The sequence below is a fragment of the Rubinisphaera italica genome (assembly GCF_007859715.1).
Lineage (GTDB): Bacteria > Planctomycetota > Planctomycetia > Planctomycetales > Planctomycetaceae > Rubinisphaera > Rubinisphaera italica.
Genome location: NZ_SJPG01000001.1, coordinates 1,135,445 through 1,150,941 on the forward strand (window position 1 = coordinate 1,135,445; position 15,497 = coordinate 1,150,941).

Annotated in this window: 13 protein-coding genes; 3 read left to right on the forward strand and 10 right to left on the reverse strand. The window is 47.9% G+C overall.

All coding sequences use genetic code 11. From position 1 onward, the window contains the following. Nucleotides 1–139: 139 nt before the first annotated feature. From Pan54_RS04385 to Pan54_RS04415, 7 genes are all read right to left on the reverse strand, one after another. Nucleotides 140–1,315 (reverse strand): hypothetical protein, encoded by a 1,176-nt coding sequence (locus Pan54_RS04385; protein WP_207310035.1) that lies wholly within the window; start codon nt 1,313–1,315, stop codon nt 140–142. Between the two features lie 63 nt (nt 1,316–1,378). Beyond that, nucleotides 1,379–2,830: a glycosyltransferase gene (locus tag Pan54_RS04390; RefSeq protein WP_146502353.1), complete on the reverse strand. Its 1,452-nt coding sequence runs from the start codon at nt 2,828–2,830 to the stop codon at nt 1,379–1,381. A 90-nt stretch (nt 2,831–2,920) separates the two neighbouring features. After that, entirely contained in the window at nt 2,921–4,120 is a 1,200-nt protein-coding gene (locus Pan54_RS04395; RefSeq protein WP_146502354.1) for a glycosyltransferase, read from the reverse strand. A gap of 276 nt (nt 4,121–4,396) precedes the next feature. Further along, nucleotides 4,397–5,536 carry a glycosyltransferase gene (locus tag Pan54_RS04400; RefSeq protein WP_146502355.1) on the reverse strand — a complete coding sequence of 380 codons (1,140 nt, stop codon included), beginning with the start codon at nt 5,534–5,536 and terminating at the stop codon, nt 4,397–4,399. Nucleotides 5,537–5,754: 218 nt separating this feature from the next. Next, a complete protein-coding gene (locus Pan54_RS04405; protein WP_146502356.1) occupies nt 5,755–6,978 on the reverse strand; it encodes a GNAT family N-acetyltransferase in 1,224 nt (407 codons plus the stop codon). Nucleotides 6,979–6,982: 4 nt separating this feature from the next. Continuing rightward, nucleotides 6,983–8,494, reverse strand: coding sequence for a lipopolysaccharide biosynthesis protein (locus Pan54_RS04410; protein ID WP_146502357.1), 1,512 nt, complete (start codon nt 8,492–8,494; stop codon nt 6,983–6,985). Nucleotides 8,495–8,550: 56 nt separating this feature from the next. Then, a complete protein-coding gene (locus Pan54_RS04415; RefSeq protein WP_146502358.1) occupies nt 8,551–9,879 on the reverse strand; it encodes an O-antigen ligase family protein in 1,329 nt (442 codons plus the stop codon). Nucleotides 9,880–10,142: 263 nt separating this feature from the next. Here Pan54_RS04415 and Pan54_RS04420 point away from each other — a divergent pair, with 263 nt between their 5' ends. Further along, nucleotides 10,143–10,991, forward strand: coding sequence for an alcohol dehydrogenase catalytic domain-containing protein (locus Pan54_RS04420; protein ID WP_165441578.1), 849 nt, complete (start codon nt 10,143–10,145; stop codon nt 10,989–10,991). A gap of 127 nt (nt 10,992–11,118) precedes the next feature. Continuing rightward, nucleotides 11,119–11,586 (forward strand): DinB family protein, encoded by a 468-nt coding sequence (locus Pan54_RS04425; RefSeq protein ID WP_146502360.1) that lies wholly within the window; start codon nt 11,119–11,121, stop codon nt 11,584–11,586. Between the two features lie 211 nt (nt 11,587–11,797). On the opposite strand, the gene Pan54_RS04430 is transcribed toward Pan54_RS04425, so the two are convergent. The 3 genes from Pan54_RS04430 to Pan54_RS04440 form a co-directional block, all read right to left on the reverse strand. After that, a complete protein-coding gene (locus tag Pan54_RS04430) occupies nt 11,798–13,204 on the reverse strand; it encodes a UTP--glucose-1-phosphate uridylyltransferase (protein WP_146502361.1) in 1,407 nt (468 codons plus the stop codon). A gap of 82 nt (nt 13,205–13,286) precedes the next feature. After that, nucleotides 13,287–13,658, reverse strand: coding sequence for a DUF5658 family protein (locus tag Pan54_RS04435; RefSeq protein WP_146502362.1), 372 nt, complete (start codon nt 13,656–13,658; stop codon nt 13,287–13,289). Between the two features lie 14 nt (nt 13,659–13,672). Further along, nucleotides 13,673–14,389, reverse strand: coding sequence for a zinc ribbon domain-containing protein (locus Pan54_RS04440; protein WP_146502363.1), 717 nt, complete (start codon nt 14,387–14,389; stop codon nt 13,673–13,675). A gap of 284 nt (nt 14,390–14,673) precedes the next feature. On the opposite strand from Pan54_RS04440, the gene Pan54_RS04445 reads away from it, so the two are divergent. Further along, complete coding sequence (locus Pan54_RS04445) at nt 14,674–15,495, forward strand: metallophosphoesterase (protein WP_146502364.1); 822 nt, start codon at nt 14,674–14,676, stop codon at nt 15,493–15,495. Nucleotides 15,496–15,497 lie beyond the last annotated feature (2 nt).

The following is a 15,497-nucleotide window of genomic DNA, read 5'->3' on the forward strand; positions in this document are numbered from 1 at the left end:
GCAAGTACAGAGTATCCCATTCTTAATCAGCGACAGCACACTTCAACCATCCCACATTTTGGAAGTTACGCAAATCAGGTTCCCCTTAATGAAGCGGAAAAGCAGGGGGGACGGCGAGGTGGTAACGAATATACCTGTTCTAAGGGGTTTGAGCGGTAAACAGTTGATCGGACTGGTCAGCAATTTTGAGTCGAGTCTCTGCATTGCCCTCAGCTTGTTTCACCAGTTGATACATGTCCCATGCCGTCACATAGTGATAGCGAAACTGAGGATTTTTTGCATGACGCTCTGCGAGTTGCTCGTGAAATTTCACCATCTCCGGCCCGAGCAGCATATCGATATTACCCTCCTTGCAGCCGTGCGTGTGGAGTTTGATGAACTTCCAGTTCGGTTTACCGAGCACATGAACATTGGCTGATTGCCACAAATCGAATCGATCCATCGTTGGTGGACGGTTGCCATGCAAATCGCTGTTTTCGATGCTGGGAAATATTCCCAGCTTCCGATTTTTCCAGTCAGGCACGAGTGGCCCCTGAATCATTAATAGAGCATCTTCGGGGGGCTTGCGTCCAACTTTGGCGCGTTGACCAGTATCGTGAGATTTCGTGATCCCCGGTCGATCCCACGCATAATAAATGCTGTTGATTGTGCAAACCTGAGTTGGCGACGGAGCTGACGGAAGCGTGAAATCGGCATAACAGCCGGTTTCTTTCAGAATACTCAATTCCTGATCGACGCCGCAGTCGTACCCTCCGGGATGCGAATTGCACAACGACCAGTTGCCATGAATAAAGCCGTAAACAATTTCTTCTGTGATTGGATGCCGTCGCAATAACCCGTGACGGTGAAACAACTCATCCCGAAATGTCACCAGCTTTTCCGTCAAACCTTCAGGGGTATCGTCGCGGTGATGCAGGTGAATATCGACATCGCCATAGCCAGCATCGCACAATGTTTTTAACGCATCAAGATATTCGGGCTGGTATTCATCCTGAGGAAAAAAGAATGTATGTTGCGGCTTGCGGCCATTCACATCCTGAAAACGATCAAACAGTTTCGGATACTGCTCGCACCAGCGATTCACCAGTTCCATCGCTTGCGGTTTGGGAAGGTTGCCGCGTTGAGGTTCGTAGTGATCGCAAATCGCAATAAAGAGATCGATTGGTTCCTCAGATTGATCCTGCGGGGCTTCACGGTCCGTTGGGAAGTAATAGCTTCCGAGCCAGTAATGCATGTTTTTACGTCGCAATGCATAGCCATAAACGACCGCGAAGGCGACTATTAAAACTGGGACTAGAAAAATAAGATACCACATGTGAACTTGCAAACTTCCTGCTATTCATCGACCCGTAAGTCAGGCTGTGCCTGACGCAATTTATCATAGACGTCCAGTCTCGTCAGGCACAGCCTGACCTACGAGCGGATTCAAATCATCCCTATTTGTATATTCATGATCCTGAAAACCACATGTCTCATTGAGGAGTTGCGCCAGTTCTGCGGTTCGCGAGCGACGTTCGTGCAGTTTTGGCGACCAGAGATCCCGATCCAGTTTCATTCCCAGCCGATGCTTTTCCAGTTCCTCAGCCAGGCGAGTTTCAATTTGCTCGGGATACTGAGGATCGCATGGCAAAGAAAATGGACAGTCTTCAGTCAGTGACCACATATCTCCCGGAGGGGAGATTAGCAGAAATGGCTTGCCTGTGGCGAGGTACTCGAAGATTTTTCCATTCACAATCCGCTCCGCTCCCGGCACAGGCGAGTTTAACAGCGTTAAACAGTCGGCATCCTGCATCAGCGAGATCGCTTCGGAATGACTGATAAACGGTAGTCGAACAAGTCGGCAACTGGTTTTCTCCAATCGAGACAAGATCGCTTCCTGTTCGGATGTTCTACGACCGGCGACGACAAATTCGAGCTTTTCCATCAAGGAGGGTGATCGTATTGCCAGTTGTTCAATGGCTCTCACGAGCGGTTCAATGGAATTCAAATTCCAGAGTGTTCCCACATAAGCCAGACGAAATCGATCGATACCGTTTCCGTAATCGACTCGAGGTGCAGGAGTGATTGAAAAATCATTGGGGTCGAAGCCGTTGTAAATGTATTCACAGCGTGTTTCAGCACCTGCCAGTCGTGCGGAATCGGCGACTGATTCGCAACTTGATGGCGTTGTCGCAATAGCCAGGTCGGCTGCTTTGAGTAAGCGAGCCTGCATTCGCTGCTGAATTTTTTGAATCATTCGACTCTGTTGTTTATTTTCCCAGTATGTATTGCTGATCCCCCACTCGTCACGGTAATCGAGCACGAGCGGCAATCGAAATTGTTTGGCCAATTTGCTGCCAACCAGAAACGAAGAGAACGGGGGAGCTGTGGCGATCACAACATCATGTTGTTTCCGACGCAATAATTCACAACCGGCTCGATAGGCATTTGGGCCCCACAAGACCTGCATATCTGGTTGAAAAGTCAAATTCACGGCACTTCGCAGCGAGCGTTTTGCCACGGAAGCCAATTGTCGAATGAGAGAGGGCTTAGTTTGTGATTCAATATGCTTTGAAGATGTTGAATTGCTTGGACGCTTTCCGCCAAACTTCTCTTTGAAAGCGTAACTCGGCTCCCAGGTTTTCGTCCGGACAACTTCAGTGGACTCGGGGATATCAGCCAGCAGGGAATTGTCGGTCAGAGGAACCGAAGGATTGGAAACGGTCAGCACGGAGGTTTCCCAGCCATATTCGGGCAGGAATTTCGTGAATTTCACCGCGCGATGCACACCAATTCCCCCAGCCGGTGGGAACTGATAAGCTACAAAAAGCGCTCGTTTAATTTCTGACACTTGGAAAACCCGCTGAAATTACGTCTGAAAATAGAGAAAACACTCTATTATAGATCAGAAAATCACATCAGGCCGAAATTCATTCCAACGTCAGTCAATGTCTGAAGTCACTGAAACGGAGTCTGAGACTCCATGCGAATCGGGCAATGACTCTGCAAGTTCAAGAATTTCCTCAGCCATATCATCCCAGGATCGAACAGGGGCTTGTTCGGCATTCTCCTGATGTGGTCCCTGAAGAACCTGGTCAATAGCATGCACAAATGCGCCGACATCGCCCGAGTCGACGAGCATCGAATATTTTGGATTCGCTATCTCCGAAATGCTACCAACATCGGTACTGACAAACGGTGTGCCGCAAGCGAGGGATTCTCGAAACACATTCGGCAACCCTTCAGAATGACTGCATAACAGAGTGATATCAGCAGCTTGGTACCAGGTCGGTAAATCCTGATGCCCCACCGAGCCGACCAGCGAAACAATTCCTTCAAGATCTTTCCGCTGAATCATCTGTTCGACATGTCCACGCAAAGGCCCATCTCCAGCGAGGCACAAAACAAAATCGTCCCCTCGATTCGCCTTCATTTCCGCAGCAGCGATCAGCATGTCCAGATTTTTTACACCAACCATCCGACCGACCCACAACAGGAGTGGACGAGATGGATCCATGCCCAGCCAGGCCCGCGCCTGTTCTTTGTCGGCTGGTTTGAAATGTTCAAGATCGACACCCTGATAAACGGGCACAACCCGCTCGCCAGGCACATCAAAGCTTTCGACGACATTGGCCAATCCCTGACTCACAGTCAACACAAGATCAGAGTTTTGCAAGACGCGAACAATCGGCTTTCGACGTCCACTCTCTTTGGGAAGGATGAGGACATCAGACCCACCGATGATCACACCGCACGGTTTGTTGATGGCCTCAGCCAGTCGCAAGCCCGCATCACCATCGGGATGAGCCCAGTACGAAAGAATAAAATCGGGATCCCAGTTGGTGAGCACTTTTTCGAGCGATTTCTGAATCGACTTCCAGTAAAACCGACCATACTGAGAACGCATGATTTTTGGAGGATACCAGTAGGTTGGATATTCAACTGGGATCTGGTGACGCACCAATCCCTCGGTTGGCTCTGCTGGCGTTCGCGATTTCATCACCTCGGTCCAGGCTTGAGGCGAAATCACACGAACATCCGCACCTGCTCGTTTGAGTGCACAACAGGTTTCGTAATTAAATGTTCCCCGCGATGGATTCTGGACATCCGGAAATATCGAACTGAGAAAAAGAATTTTCATTGAGTTGGCCCGCTCACCTATATCTGAAATGAGTTTGAAATCAGTGAGAGTATTATTGAGATTTGTATTATTGTAATGATGCTGTTGAACGAATTGTTAGAGTATTTTCATTTGAGTAAGCCAGATTAACATCAGCATGAAGTGCGGTCTTCTTTCCATCTCCTTGGGGAGAAGGGCCAAAGGCCGGATGAAGGGAGTTTTTTGACGTTCTTATTACAAATAACACCGATTCCCCCTCACCCTAACCCTCTCCCTGAGAGAGAGGGAACTTTGTGATCAAATCTTCCCCCACGATTCCGAAACGAGGCTCCGATATAACAGTTCGTATTCTTTGACCATTCGATCAATGTGGAATTTCTGCTCGACAAAATGCCGGGCAACTGTTCCCATTGCACTCCAGGTATCCGGTTGACTCAAATGATTGCAAATTGCCTCGGCCAGTGAATTGGCGTCCCCGGCTGGGACGAGATATCCGGTCGCTTCCGGCTGCACAATTTCCGGATTTCCGCCGACAGCCGTCGTAATGATTGGCAGACCCACCGCCATTGCTTCGAGCAATGTGAGCGAAATTCCCTCCGTTGAAGAGGACGAAACAAACATCGCCGATTGAGCAAGCAGATCGGGAATGTCACGACGTTCCCCAAGGAATGTTACATTTTGAGTCAGCTTTAACTCCCGTGTCAAAGTTTCCAGCTTTTGACGTTCGACTCCATCTCCAACCAGGGTCAATTGGAAATCGGGATACTGATCGACGACCAGACGAGTTGCATTTAAGAGTGTTGGAAAATCTTTTTCGGGAGAGAGTCGGGCCACACTGATCGCGCGACGTTCCTGTACAGGTCCCGAATAGGCAAAACGATCAACATCAATCCCGTTCCAGAGCGGTTCAATTTTTGATTTGCTTAAGGGATCCTGCTTACGACAGATTCTCGCTGAGTCTTCCGAAACTGCCAGAATTCGATCCGCATACCGATTCGCCATGAAAAAGTGAGCCCGTTGTTTCCAATGATTTCCACAACCTCTGCCATGTTGCGTATTGATCACCACAGGCACTCCAGCAGCTTTCGCTGCCAGACTAGCATAGAAGTGAGCATACGTATTATGAGAATGCACAACATCAATCTGTTGTTCGGCAAACAAATTTCGCAGAGCTTTGCCTTGTTTCAATCGTCCGAATTGATCGGATTTCAGACTGAGTACCGGGCATCCCAAGTTTCGGATTTCTTCAGCCGGTTGTCCAAGATCGCTCAAGGCTACAAACATCGTTTCAAACTGATCGCGATTGCTACGTTTCGCAAATTCAACAAGCAGACGTTCCAGCCCGCCCGTCGTCAGGCACATGCTGACATGACAAACACGAATCTTGGGAGATGTGCCCGATTTCGGAATCGAAGAAATTGGTGAAGTGATCTGCATGAGAACGACTTTCCGTGAAACTTTTTAATTGTATCTGTAGGACAGGCGGTGCCTGTTTATTTAATATTTATTTACTTCTCCTTGGGGAGAAGGTGGCCAACGGTAGGTTGAGGGGATTCCTTTGACGCTCTTAAAATTATCACACCGTTTCCCCTCACACTAACCCTCTCCCAGAGGGAGAGAGGACTTGTATTTATTGACTTCAGACGCAGCCTGCCCTACGGCTTTTTATTTGTATCTCGCTTTAAAAATTTCTTAACGATCTGCTTCGAATACTGAACGGCATCTCGCAGGCAGTATTTCAAACGCCTTCGTTCACAGATAATCCACTGCAGTTGCTGAGCCGATTTTCCCAGGTTCGCTTTATGCTGTTTTTCGCCGACCAGAAAATCGTAAGCATCATAGCCTCGCTTCATTGCTTCCTGCATGCAGACGTAATGCGACATCAAACCAGGACTGGGGGCTTCTTCAAACGAGACAAAACCAGAAACATAATCTAGAAGTCGGTTGCGATCGTTCAGTAAATACAGGCAGCCAATTGTCTTTCCTTTGGAGGTAATTCGAGCGAGCACAACACCTTTATTGGCGAATGTTTTTTCAATTAAAGTCCTTAGAAACTGCTTGAAACGATCACTGGCAAAGGCTCCCGGCATTCCCACGGCTTGCCAGCGGGCCTGGTGGAGTTTGATCAGTTCTTCGAAGATTTCCAAAGCCTGTTCGGTCGATTCTGCCCAGTCGATGGCAAGGGGGTCGAGCTGATTGCTGCGTCGTTTCAAATTTGATTTTGTACTTTTGCCGAGGCGTTGCAGAATTTCCTCACCCGCATCCCGGCAGGCTTTCAGATCGAAGTAGCGACACTCACGAATACGAGTCGATGTATCGCGCATGTCAGAGTACTGATCACTAAGTATCGGCCAGCTCGTGCCTTCTTTCGCTGAAATACCACTCAGAACAAACTGATCCCAACCTCGTTCTGAGGCAATCAGTTTCTGGAGTTGGTAGACGAACTTTTCTCGATAATGATCGCTCACAAGTAATTCGTTGTATTCAACGCAGACACTCTGCCCATGAGGTTCTCCGGCTGTCCCCATATTCAATGTCTTCACCGGAAATATACCGAACAGTTTACTGTTCGATTCCGAAAGTAAACAGACCCCTTCAATAACACCATTCGCAGTCGCGACCACAAACCAGGGACGAACAATGTCTCCATATTGCTGAAGCCAGTTTTCTGTCCATGCTGCAGAACAGGCAATAGGCACTGATGGCAACCGCTGTTCAAGTTCACGCCAGGAGAGCAGGACCTTAGCACGATCGTTCATCCCATACATTTTGAGATGCAAAGGATGATGAACGATCTCTGCGGGCATCAAGCCGTCTATTCGCTCTGAGTATTCAGTCGAAGAACTCTGTTGATCTGTTTGAGAAATGGCTTCAATCATGATATCAATTCCCCGTGGAGATGATGTTTTGACTCAATTGAGTGCTTTGTGTTCGAGCTTGAGAGCGGATGCGTTCCGATAATCCAATCCCACCGACCAGGACAATAATTGCTCCGGTAAACACGCCTAGGATCTGTGTCCACTCGGGTTGAATATTCAGGTTGTGGACAAAATAGGAGTAAACCAGGATCAACGAGAGTGGAATCCATTGTGTCAGCACACCCTGTTTGAACAATTGGGGAACCGTCAATCCCAACTGCTTCATTCCCATCGGCAGCAGGACTCCTCCTTCAAAAATAACGAGAGGAACCAGTGTGCCAATCGCCACTCCGTACAAGCCAAGATAAGGGAGCAGGATTAAAGAGAGGATCAGATTGCAGATAGCTTCGGTTAAAAACAATAAGGCTGGTAAACGCACATATCCTGTTCCAGTTAAGACATGGCGAATCAGTTGAGTTGGCAATGCGATCAATTGACCTGCGAGCAGAATCATTAACAGCCAGGAACTCTGCTGATAACCCGGGCCAATCCAGACTTCAATAAATTGCGGGCTGAAATAGAACACACCTATCAGAGCAGAACCAGCCAGCACAACCGTGAGTCCAAAGCCTCGACAGACCAGCGTTTGCAGTTCAGTGTTCTGTCTGGATGACTGCAATTGTCCTGCTTTCGGCATGAAGACATAACCAATCTGCATGACGGGGGCACGGATCATATCGCAGACACGAGACGCGATGAAATAAGGAACAACTGCAGCCGGTCCCAATAAAAAACCGATCAAAATGGTATCGGTCATGTAGATGAGATGTTCTGCGATCAGCGATAGAAATGTAAACATGCTGAAAGAAAAGCAGCGTTTGTAAACTCGCTTTCTTAGATGTCGAAATCGCAGTTGCAGAGTTGGAATGAGCCGAAAGGCCATGCAGCAGGTGGCTGCATTTTCGATGATTGTCACTGCCAGGAAAATCAAAGCCAGCGTAATCAGTCCCTGGGACTGTTGCAGAAAAAGAACTGTCAGTCCGAGTCGCAACAGGTTAATCGTAATGATGATGCTGCGTTCGACATCGAACCTTTGAATGCCCATCAGCACACCCCCGAATGAGCTCCCGGCTATCGAGATTGCTGCATTTAGGCCCAGAATCAGAATCACCGCTCGAATTTCCCAGAGCGATTGACCCGGCCATTCATTCACCCAGGGGGCGGCGATTGCACACACGATTCCTATTCCGATCGCGACTGCAGCTGATCCGAAATAAACGGACGTGATGCAACTGAATGTCCGGTTCAGTTCGATCCATTTCTTCTCGGTGTGGTATTTTGAAGTGAAGCGAGAAATCGCTTCGCCGAATCCCAAGTATAATAATCCTGTTTGACCGGCGATGGAGTTGAGCAGCAACCAGGTTCCGTACGTATTGTCCCCAACTGTGTGCAGGATATACGGCATCAAGAGGAAGCCGATACCGAGCGTCACTGCATGAGCGAGCCAGCTGATCAGGACATTAAATTTAAGGGACACAGGTTACTCGTTATTCACAGTCATAGAGTTAAATTTGTAGGTCAGGCACTTTATGATCAAAACTTCGCCAGTAATTTTGTCGCTAAAAACATAGTGGCAAACACCAATGCACTGCTGGCGAGCCAGCGTTGTGCCAGTGGTTTGTTTAACCATAACACCGGACGAATTGGGAACAGATGAATTCCCGTAACATTGATAAAGGCGGTTGCCATTCCGATGATTGAGTAAGTTGGCGGAGTATAGCAGCGGGAAAGTGACAGAAAGCCGGCACACCAGGCGGCCAGGATGGCCGCGACATACGGCTGATAATACTTGAGACGCTCATCGTAGATGACATCGTTATCTCTTTTGAGCGAGTACAAGCCATAAGCGGCAAAGAATAAGCAACCGACGAACATCGTCCCGCCGAATAATCCTAACTCGACAAAGGCATGCACATAGGAATTATGAGCGACATAGTTGGCCAGTGCTTCGTACATCCCTTCGCCAATGCCGAACAGAATTTTGGGAGATTGAATCGCGGCAAAGCCTTCGGCCCACAATCGGATTCGCTGCTGACCCGTTCCGCCGGACAAATCCAGATTCGCCATTCGCCCCAATGCCAGCGGAGCAGCAAGTACTCCCAGTCCGATAGCCGTCATTGCGAATGCGCGCCCATGTTTCATTGCGAGATAGGCCATCATCCCGGCACCGGCAGCAATTAAGCCTCCGCGAGAGTGAGTGTCCCACATGGCAAGCGCCAGCAGTGGGAAGGGGAAAATCCAGAAGATCCTTGCGATTCCCCATTGTTTATCGAATAACTGAGACAGACACAGAAATCCAGTCGTGATAATTAATAACGACATATCATTCGGGTCGTGAAACATACCCAATCCGCATAATCGAATCAGAAAGATATCTACTCCAGTTGTGGTATAACCGGTTCGTTCTTTGATATGGGTGAGTGACTCAATCGGAATCACGCCATGATAATCGGCGACACTGACACCAATGCAGAAGATGCCGCATAACGCCAGTGAAATGATAAACATCCGAAAGCGACGGGTAGAATCGATAACCGCTACCAGCACAACGAAGTAGACGACTGTCTTGAACATCATTACGGTGCCGCGTAATGCACCACCCAGGTAGCCATTTGTAATATGTGAAAGCGGAACTGCGAGCAGTAAGCCCATGACACAAAGCATGATTGGCTGAGCAAACAGATTGGCCGGGGCCAGATGATTTTGAATCTGTTTGTGACAAACCGCGACCGCAGCCAGAATCAAAAAGACGTAGATCTGCACCCCCTCAAGCTGAGGGAAGACTTCCCATGGACGAACGTAAATTGTCGCATTGGCAAGTAAGAACAGGATGAACCCTATTTGGGAGGGTGTCACTTTCATCGCTTCGTCAGTTCATTCATTCCATGGGAATCGGCTATGTTCAATCTGTGCGCAGAACGACGGCACAAAACCGATGTTCCTTTCTGTAAACATAGGTCAATAATTCCATCCTCAACGGAAAGTACGTCTTAAGAAATGATGAGTTTGAATTGAAACCGACTACCAGGCCGTTACGATAAGCAGATCACAATAAAGAAAACGATTCTGATGTTTAATCCGATTTCAATGATGAAGAGGATCTGATGATTTCTGATGGTTCTAAGATGACTGGACTCATGCTGCAGAATGGCAAGCTGGAAGTTCAAACCGATTTACATCTCCCACAGCCTCCCGATAAAGAAGTCCTCGTTAAGGTGCGGATGGCCGGCGTCTGCGAGACCGATTTGCAACTCGTCCAAGGGTATATGAATTATGAAGGAATTCTCGGACATGAATTTGTCGGAGTGCCTGCGACTGGGAAATTCGCTGGACGGAGAGTCGCTGCGGATATCAATTGTTGTACGCTCGAACATTGTCCGTATTGTCCAGAGAATCGACATCATTGTCCCCGGAGGAGTGTGATTGGCATTTTGAATCGACCGGGAGCATTTGCGGAATATCTGAGTGTTCCAGAAGAAAATCTTTATGTCGTCCCTGAGAGTATTTCGGATGAAAGAGCGGTGTTTATTGAACCACTGGCAGCCGCGTTCCAGGTTCTTGAACAGACAGACATTTCAGAGAACTCTCACGTTGTAGTGCTGGGCGACGGACGGTTGGGCTATTTAACCGCACAGGTTGTTGCCTTGACCGGCGCCAAACTTCTCGTCGTCGGAAAACACACAGAAAAGCTGCGGCGATTTCAGGATCGTAAAATCGAAACAGTCTCGTTAGAGAATCTTGAGAGAACTCGAAGTTCCGATTTCGTGATTGACTGCACTGGTTCTGTGACGGGTTTACCGCTGGCGTTACAGCTTGTTCGTCCTCAGGGAACCATAGTGATGAAGACAACTGTTGCCGAGCCTTACCAGATTGATCTGTCACAAGTTATCATCGACGAACTGAAGGTCATCGGCTCTCGTTGTGGTCCATTTCCGAGAGCGATTGATGCACTTTCTAAAACGAAATCGAAGTAGAATCGTTAATCACTTCCCGATATCCACTCGCAGAGGCAAGAGCCGCATTAGAAGCCGCGAGTCAAAAAGATCAACACAAAGTTTTAATCTCCGTCGATAAAAAATCCTGATAAGAAAGCATCATTCAATGCCCTATCAACAGTTACTGGAAGAATATGCTCAGGGAGCAGATTTGCTGGCCAACGCGATTTCCAGCATGACATCTGAACAACTCGACGCCAGCCCGATCCCAGGAAAATGGTCAACCCGGCAGGTCGTCTGTCATCTTACCGATTTCGAACCGATCTATGCCGACCGCATTAAGCGGGCCCTTGTTGAAGACAATCCCACATTAATGGGCGGCGATCCCGATGTATTCGCCAACGGCCTGGGTTATGAAGTCCGGGATTTAAACAATGAATTGAACATTATTCGCACCACTCGTCAACAACTGTTGACTGTTCTCGAAAACTGCGATGATGCAGCATTTCAAAGAACAGGACAGCATTCCCGCGATGGCGATCTCACCATCGAAACATTGCTGAAGAGAATCACAGGCCATATTCCTCACCACATCAAAACCATCGAGGAAAAGAAGCAGGCCCTTGGAGTCTAAGAATCCACTAAAACTGCTACTTCTCAACCGGGTGGCTGGGGTCGTAGCGAAGCCCCCAGATAAGTAGATGACTTATAAAAATCCAAAAAAAGGAACCGCAGATGAACACAGATTATCGCGGATAAAAACGATCTGCGTCCATCCGCGGTTATCTGCGGTTCTATATATTGATTGCAATTCTGGTCATCGTCTGATCAGAAAATTAATCCTCTTACTCTTCTGAATTTGGTGAGAGAACGATTCTTGCTCCCTCCAAATCACCTTCAGAGAACTGTTTTTCCAGATCTTTCGGCTCTAACGCAATCAGTGGACTGATTTCAATTTTCGATTTTTTGTCGCAACTGTATCGAGCGATTTTCATCCAGCGCTGCGCTCTTGCCAACAGAGCTGCCTGAGAGGAGGCAGGGGAATCGTTCCCTTCTGCATTTTTGACGGGATTAAATTCCTCTTCGCGTGAGGTCTCAATGACCAGCGGATTCTTGGCTCGCGGGATCGCATCGAAAATGAATCGTTCAAATTTATAGGCATTGGGCTCATCGGGTGAATGCTGTTGGCCCGCTGCGTCGACAAAGGGAACTTTCTTGTGAGCCACATGTACTGGCAATCGGGAATCTCCAGTCGCGAGTTGTTCAAGTAAGCTGCGATTCATGATATGAATTGCGATATTGCCCGCCCAGTATTTCAGCCGGCCGGTTTCATCGTAATCCTGAGCCATCTCTTCCAGCAAATCACTGTATTCAATGATGCTCTGTTTGCCATCGAATTCAGCCAATACCCCCACTTTTTCACCAGGTTCCCGCTTCGCGACAACTTTCGTACTGATTTCCGCACTCTGTTCGACGTGAAAACCAAGCATGGCTGGATCGCACATGCTGACGCAGGGATTGTCGACTTGATGATAGAAAAGATAATCGATTCCTCGCTGCTGCATTTCTTCAAACAAGTTGGCACGCTGCATCGCTTTGAGCATCCCCCCATGACCGTCAGGACTCATGGCAATTGTCGAGGGATCTTTTAACAGGATTTTGCCTGTCTTGTCGTCAACAGCTGGCATCGTTCCCTGTTTAAACAGGAACACATCCTCCTGAGGGTATCCGAACAAGGAATGTTCCTGAAGAAAAGATTCAGTTTCGTCATGCGTGGCATCGCTTGTCATAATGAAGTACGGAATTCGCACACCGTGACGATTTGACAGCGCAAGCAATTGTTCAAAGAAAATCTGGAACAGAGTTCGATCTGTCACGGGACCGATTGGGAACATGCCTTTGGGATGATCAAACCCGAGTCGACTTCCCTGACCACCCGCCACAAGCACCGCAGCGACTTTACCGGCATCCAGAATTTTATGACCACGCTCTCGAGCACGTGCCCATTCTTCCCGATCCTTTTCATTCTCGGGAAGACAGATGGAATTCTTTAAGGGACTGATGGAATCGGGATTGATTGTGGACTCTGTTTTATGAAAGGCCTGATTGATTAAACCTTTCAATTCTTCAAAATCAATAGATTGAAGCTGCGCTTCCAAACCGCGTTGCTGATCGGCTGAAAGTTGTTCCCAGAAATTCAGAACTTGAGATTGATCGTATCGGGAGAGCAGATTTTTGAGATTGGAATCCATGGTTGATGTAGCAGACCTTCGATGCTGGATGAATTAACTTATTGAACACTAGAGTGTCATCAAAGTTAATGGAATACGATTTTCACGCAAGACCATTTGCCCGCATCCAGAGTGTCAAACTATAAATGACGACGAATGAAACAACCGTGATACCGACCAGCAGGATCAGTCGTGCGAGATGCGGTTTTTGTGTAGCGACGATTTGAGCAATAATGCAGACGAGTGCTACGCAAGCGAATTTGAAGCCGACAAATCCTTTGCGCCCCCAGTGATCCAGAAAGAACCTGGCGACCGGATTCGATTCGATAAAGCCTCCCCCGGAAAGCAGGATCCAGGTCATGAAAATATCGAGCGCACTGACGAGTATGAAGAGCGTCGTTTCCGATTCGAGAGGCAACTGTTTGCGGAAAAGACGATGAAACAGCGAGTTGTTGAGTTCTTCAGGTCCTTTCACAGACTTACTCCTGATTAATCAGCTTCGGGGTTTTCATCGATATACAGGATGGAGCCGCAGTTTGAGCAGAATTGTACGGGTCCGGATTTGATCTGAATTCTCTGTTGCGGTGTCAGATTCACATAGCAGTTGCCGCAAGCACCATTGAGAACTGCAGCCATGGACTTTGCACCACGACTATTCACTAATCGTCGATATTGTTCGGCTGGCTCTTTCGGGAGATCTTTCTCCAAAACTTTCAATTCTTCTTCGAGACGGGCAATGATTTCATTGTTCTTGATGGAGTCGGAATCAAACTTGGATTTGAAATCTGCCAGTTGCTGTTTCGCGGATTTCACATTCTCTTCAAATTCCGACTTACGATTCGATTCGGTTTCCGTCTGATCGAAGGCTTCCAGGATCTCATCTTCCAGAACAGACATTGCCATTTCATCGGCTTTGATCTGGGCTTTGAAAATATCAAACTCCCGATTGGAACTGGCAGAGTTCAATTTTCCTTTCAAGTCCTCAATTTTCTTTTCAACGGTTTTCAATTCAAGCGATTTGGAGTCTGCTGACATTCGGAGATGTTTGAGGCGATCGAGAAACTCAACTTGTTCTGCTTCACGCTTCCGAACAATATTTTCTCGAGCCTTGATTTGACTCGGCCCTCGTTCCAGTTGTGACCGACAGTCTTCCAATTGGAGAAGAACTTGATGTAACTCTTTGAGCGAATTTGTGGCAGATGTCATGCCCCGTTAACTCCATTTGCCTGTGCGCGAAGGGATTTGAATTGAATGATCATTAGCTTAGTCTAACAGACTGTCAACTAAACCTGAATGAATTGTACCCGCGTCCGATCAAATAGGCCAATCGGTTTCAGAACAGATATCAGCATTTCATCGTATTCCCATGAATAGGAATTTCTCCATGTTTTCATTCGGCTTGTCGTTTCAGGCATGAAATGCGAGAATAGAAACAGGGAAATCATTGCTCGATTTAAAATCATGTCATCATATTCAGAACGTGAATACTTATGCAGTTGTTAACGGAAATCGAAGGATCGATTGCGGTTATTGGAGACCTGCACGGGCAGGTCGAGAAACTGGGGATCGTGTTGGATCGGATTCAGGATGCTCCCGATTTTGATAATCGCTGGGTGGTCTTTGTCGGCGATTTTGTGGATCGAGGCCCGGAAACGCGAGAGACTCTGGACATGGTTCTGGAGTTTATCGATTACCACCCGAAAACGACTGCAGTCGCAGGCAATCATGATTTTGCCATGTGTGCCTCACTCGGATTGATCGACACCCCCGAATACTCCAATTGGGCCGAACGCTGGCTGGATCATTACGATGCCCAGACGACATTCGCCTCATATGGAGTACCATTCGGAGAATTAAAAGAATTGAAAGCGGCAGTCCCTCAGTCCCATCAGGATTTTCTGGCCAATCTGCCCTGGGTCATCGAACATCCTGATTATCTGATCGTCCATGCTGGCCTCGATCCGAATTCGCCGACCGAAATGCAATTAAGAATATTGAGGCAGAAGGATTTTTCTCTGAATCGGCCGCAATGGCTGTGCGATAAAAAATTTGCAGAAGATCCAGTCCCTGAGGATTGCCGCCAGACGGTTATCTCAGGTCATGTCTGGTTTCGGGATGTGATTTTTGCTCCACAGAAAATTCTATGCGATACCACCGGCGGTCGAGAAGGGGATTTGAGCGCGGTCTTGATGCCCGAGCGTAAAGTGATTACCTCTGGAAGACAAAGACGATCTGCTGCTCCACTGCCGATGCCAACTCATTCAGGACCAACGGATACGGAAACTTCTCGTAGCTGGTGGAAATTCTGGTAGAT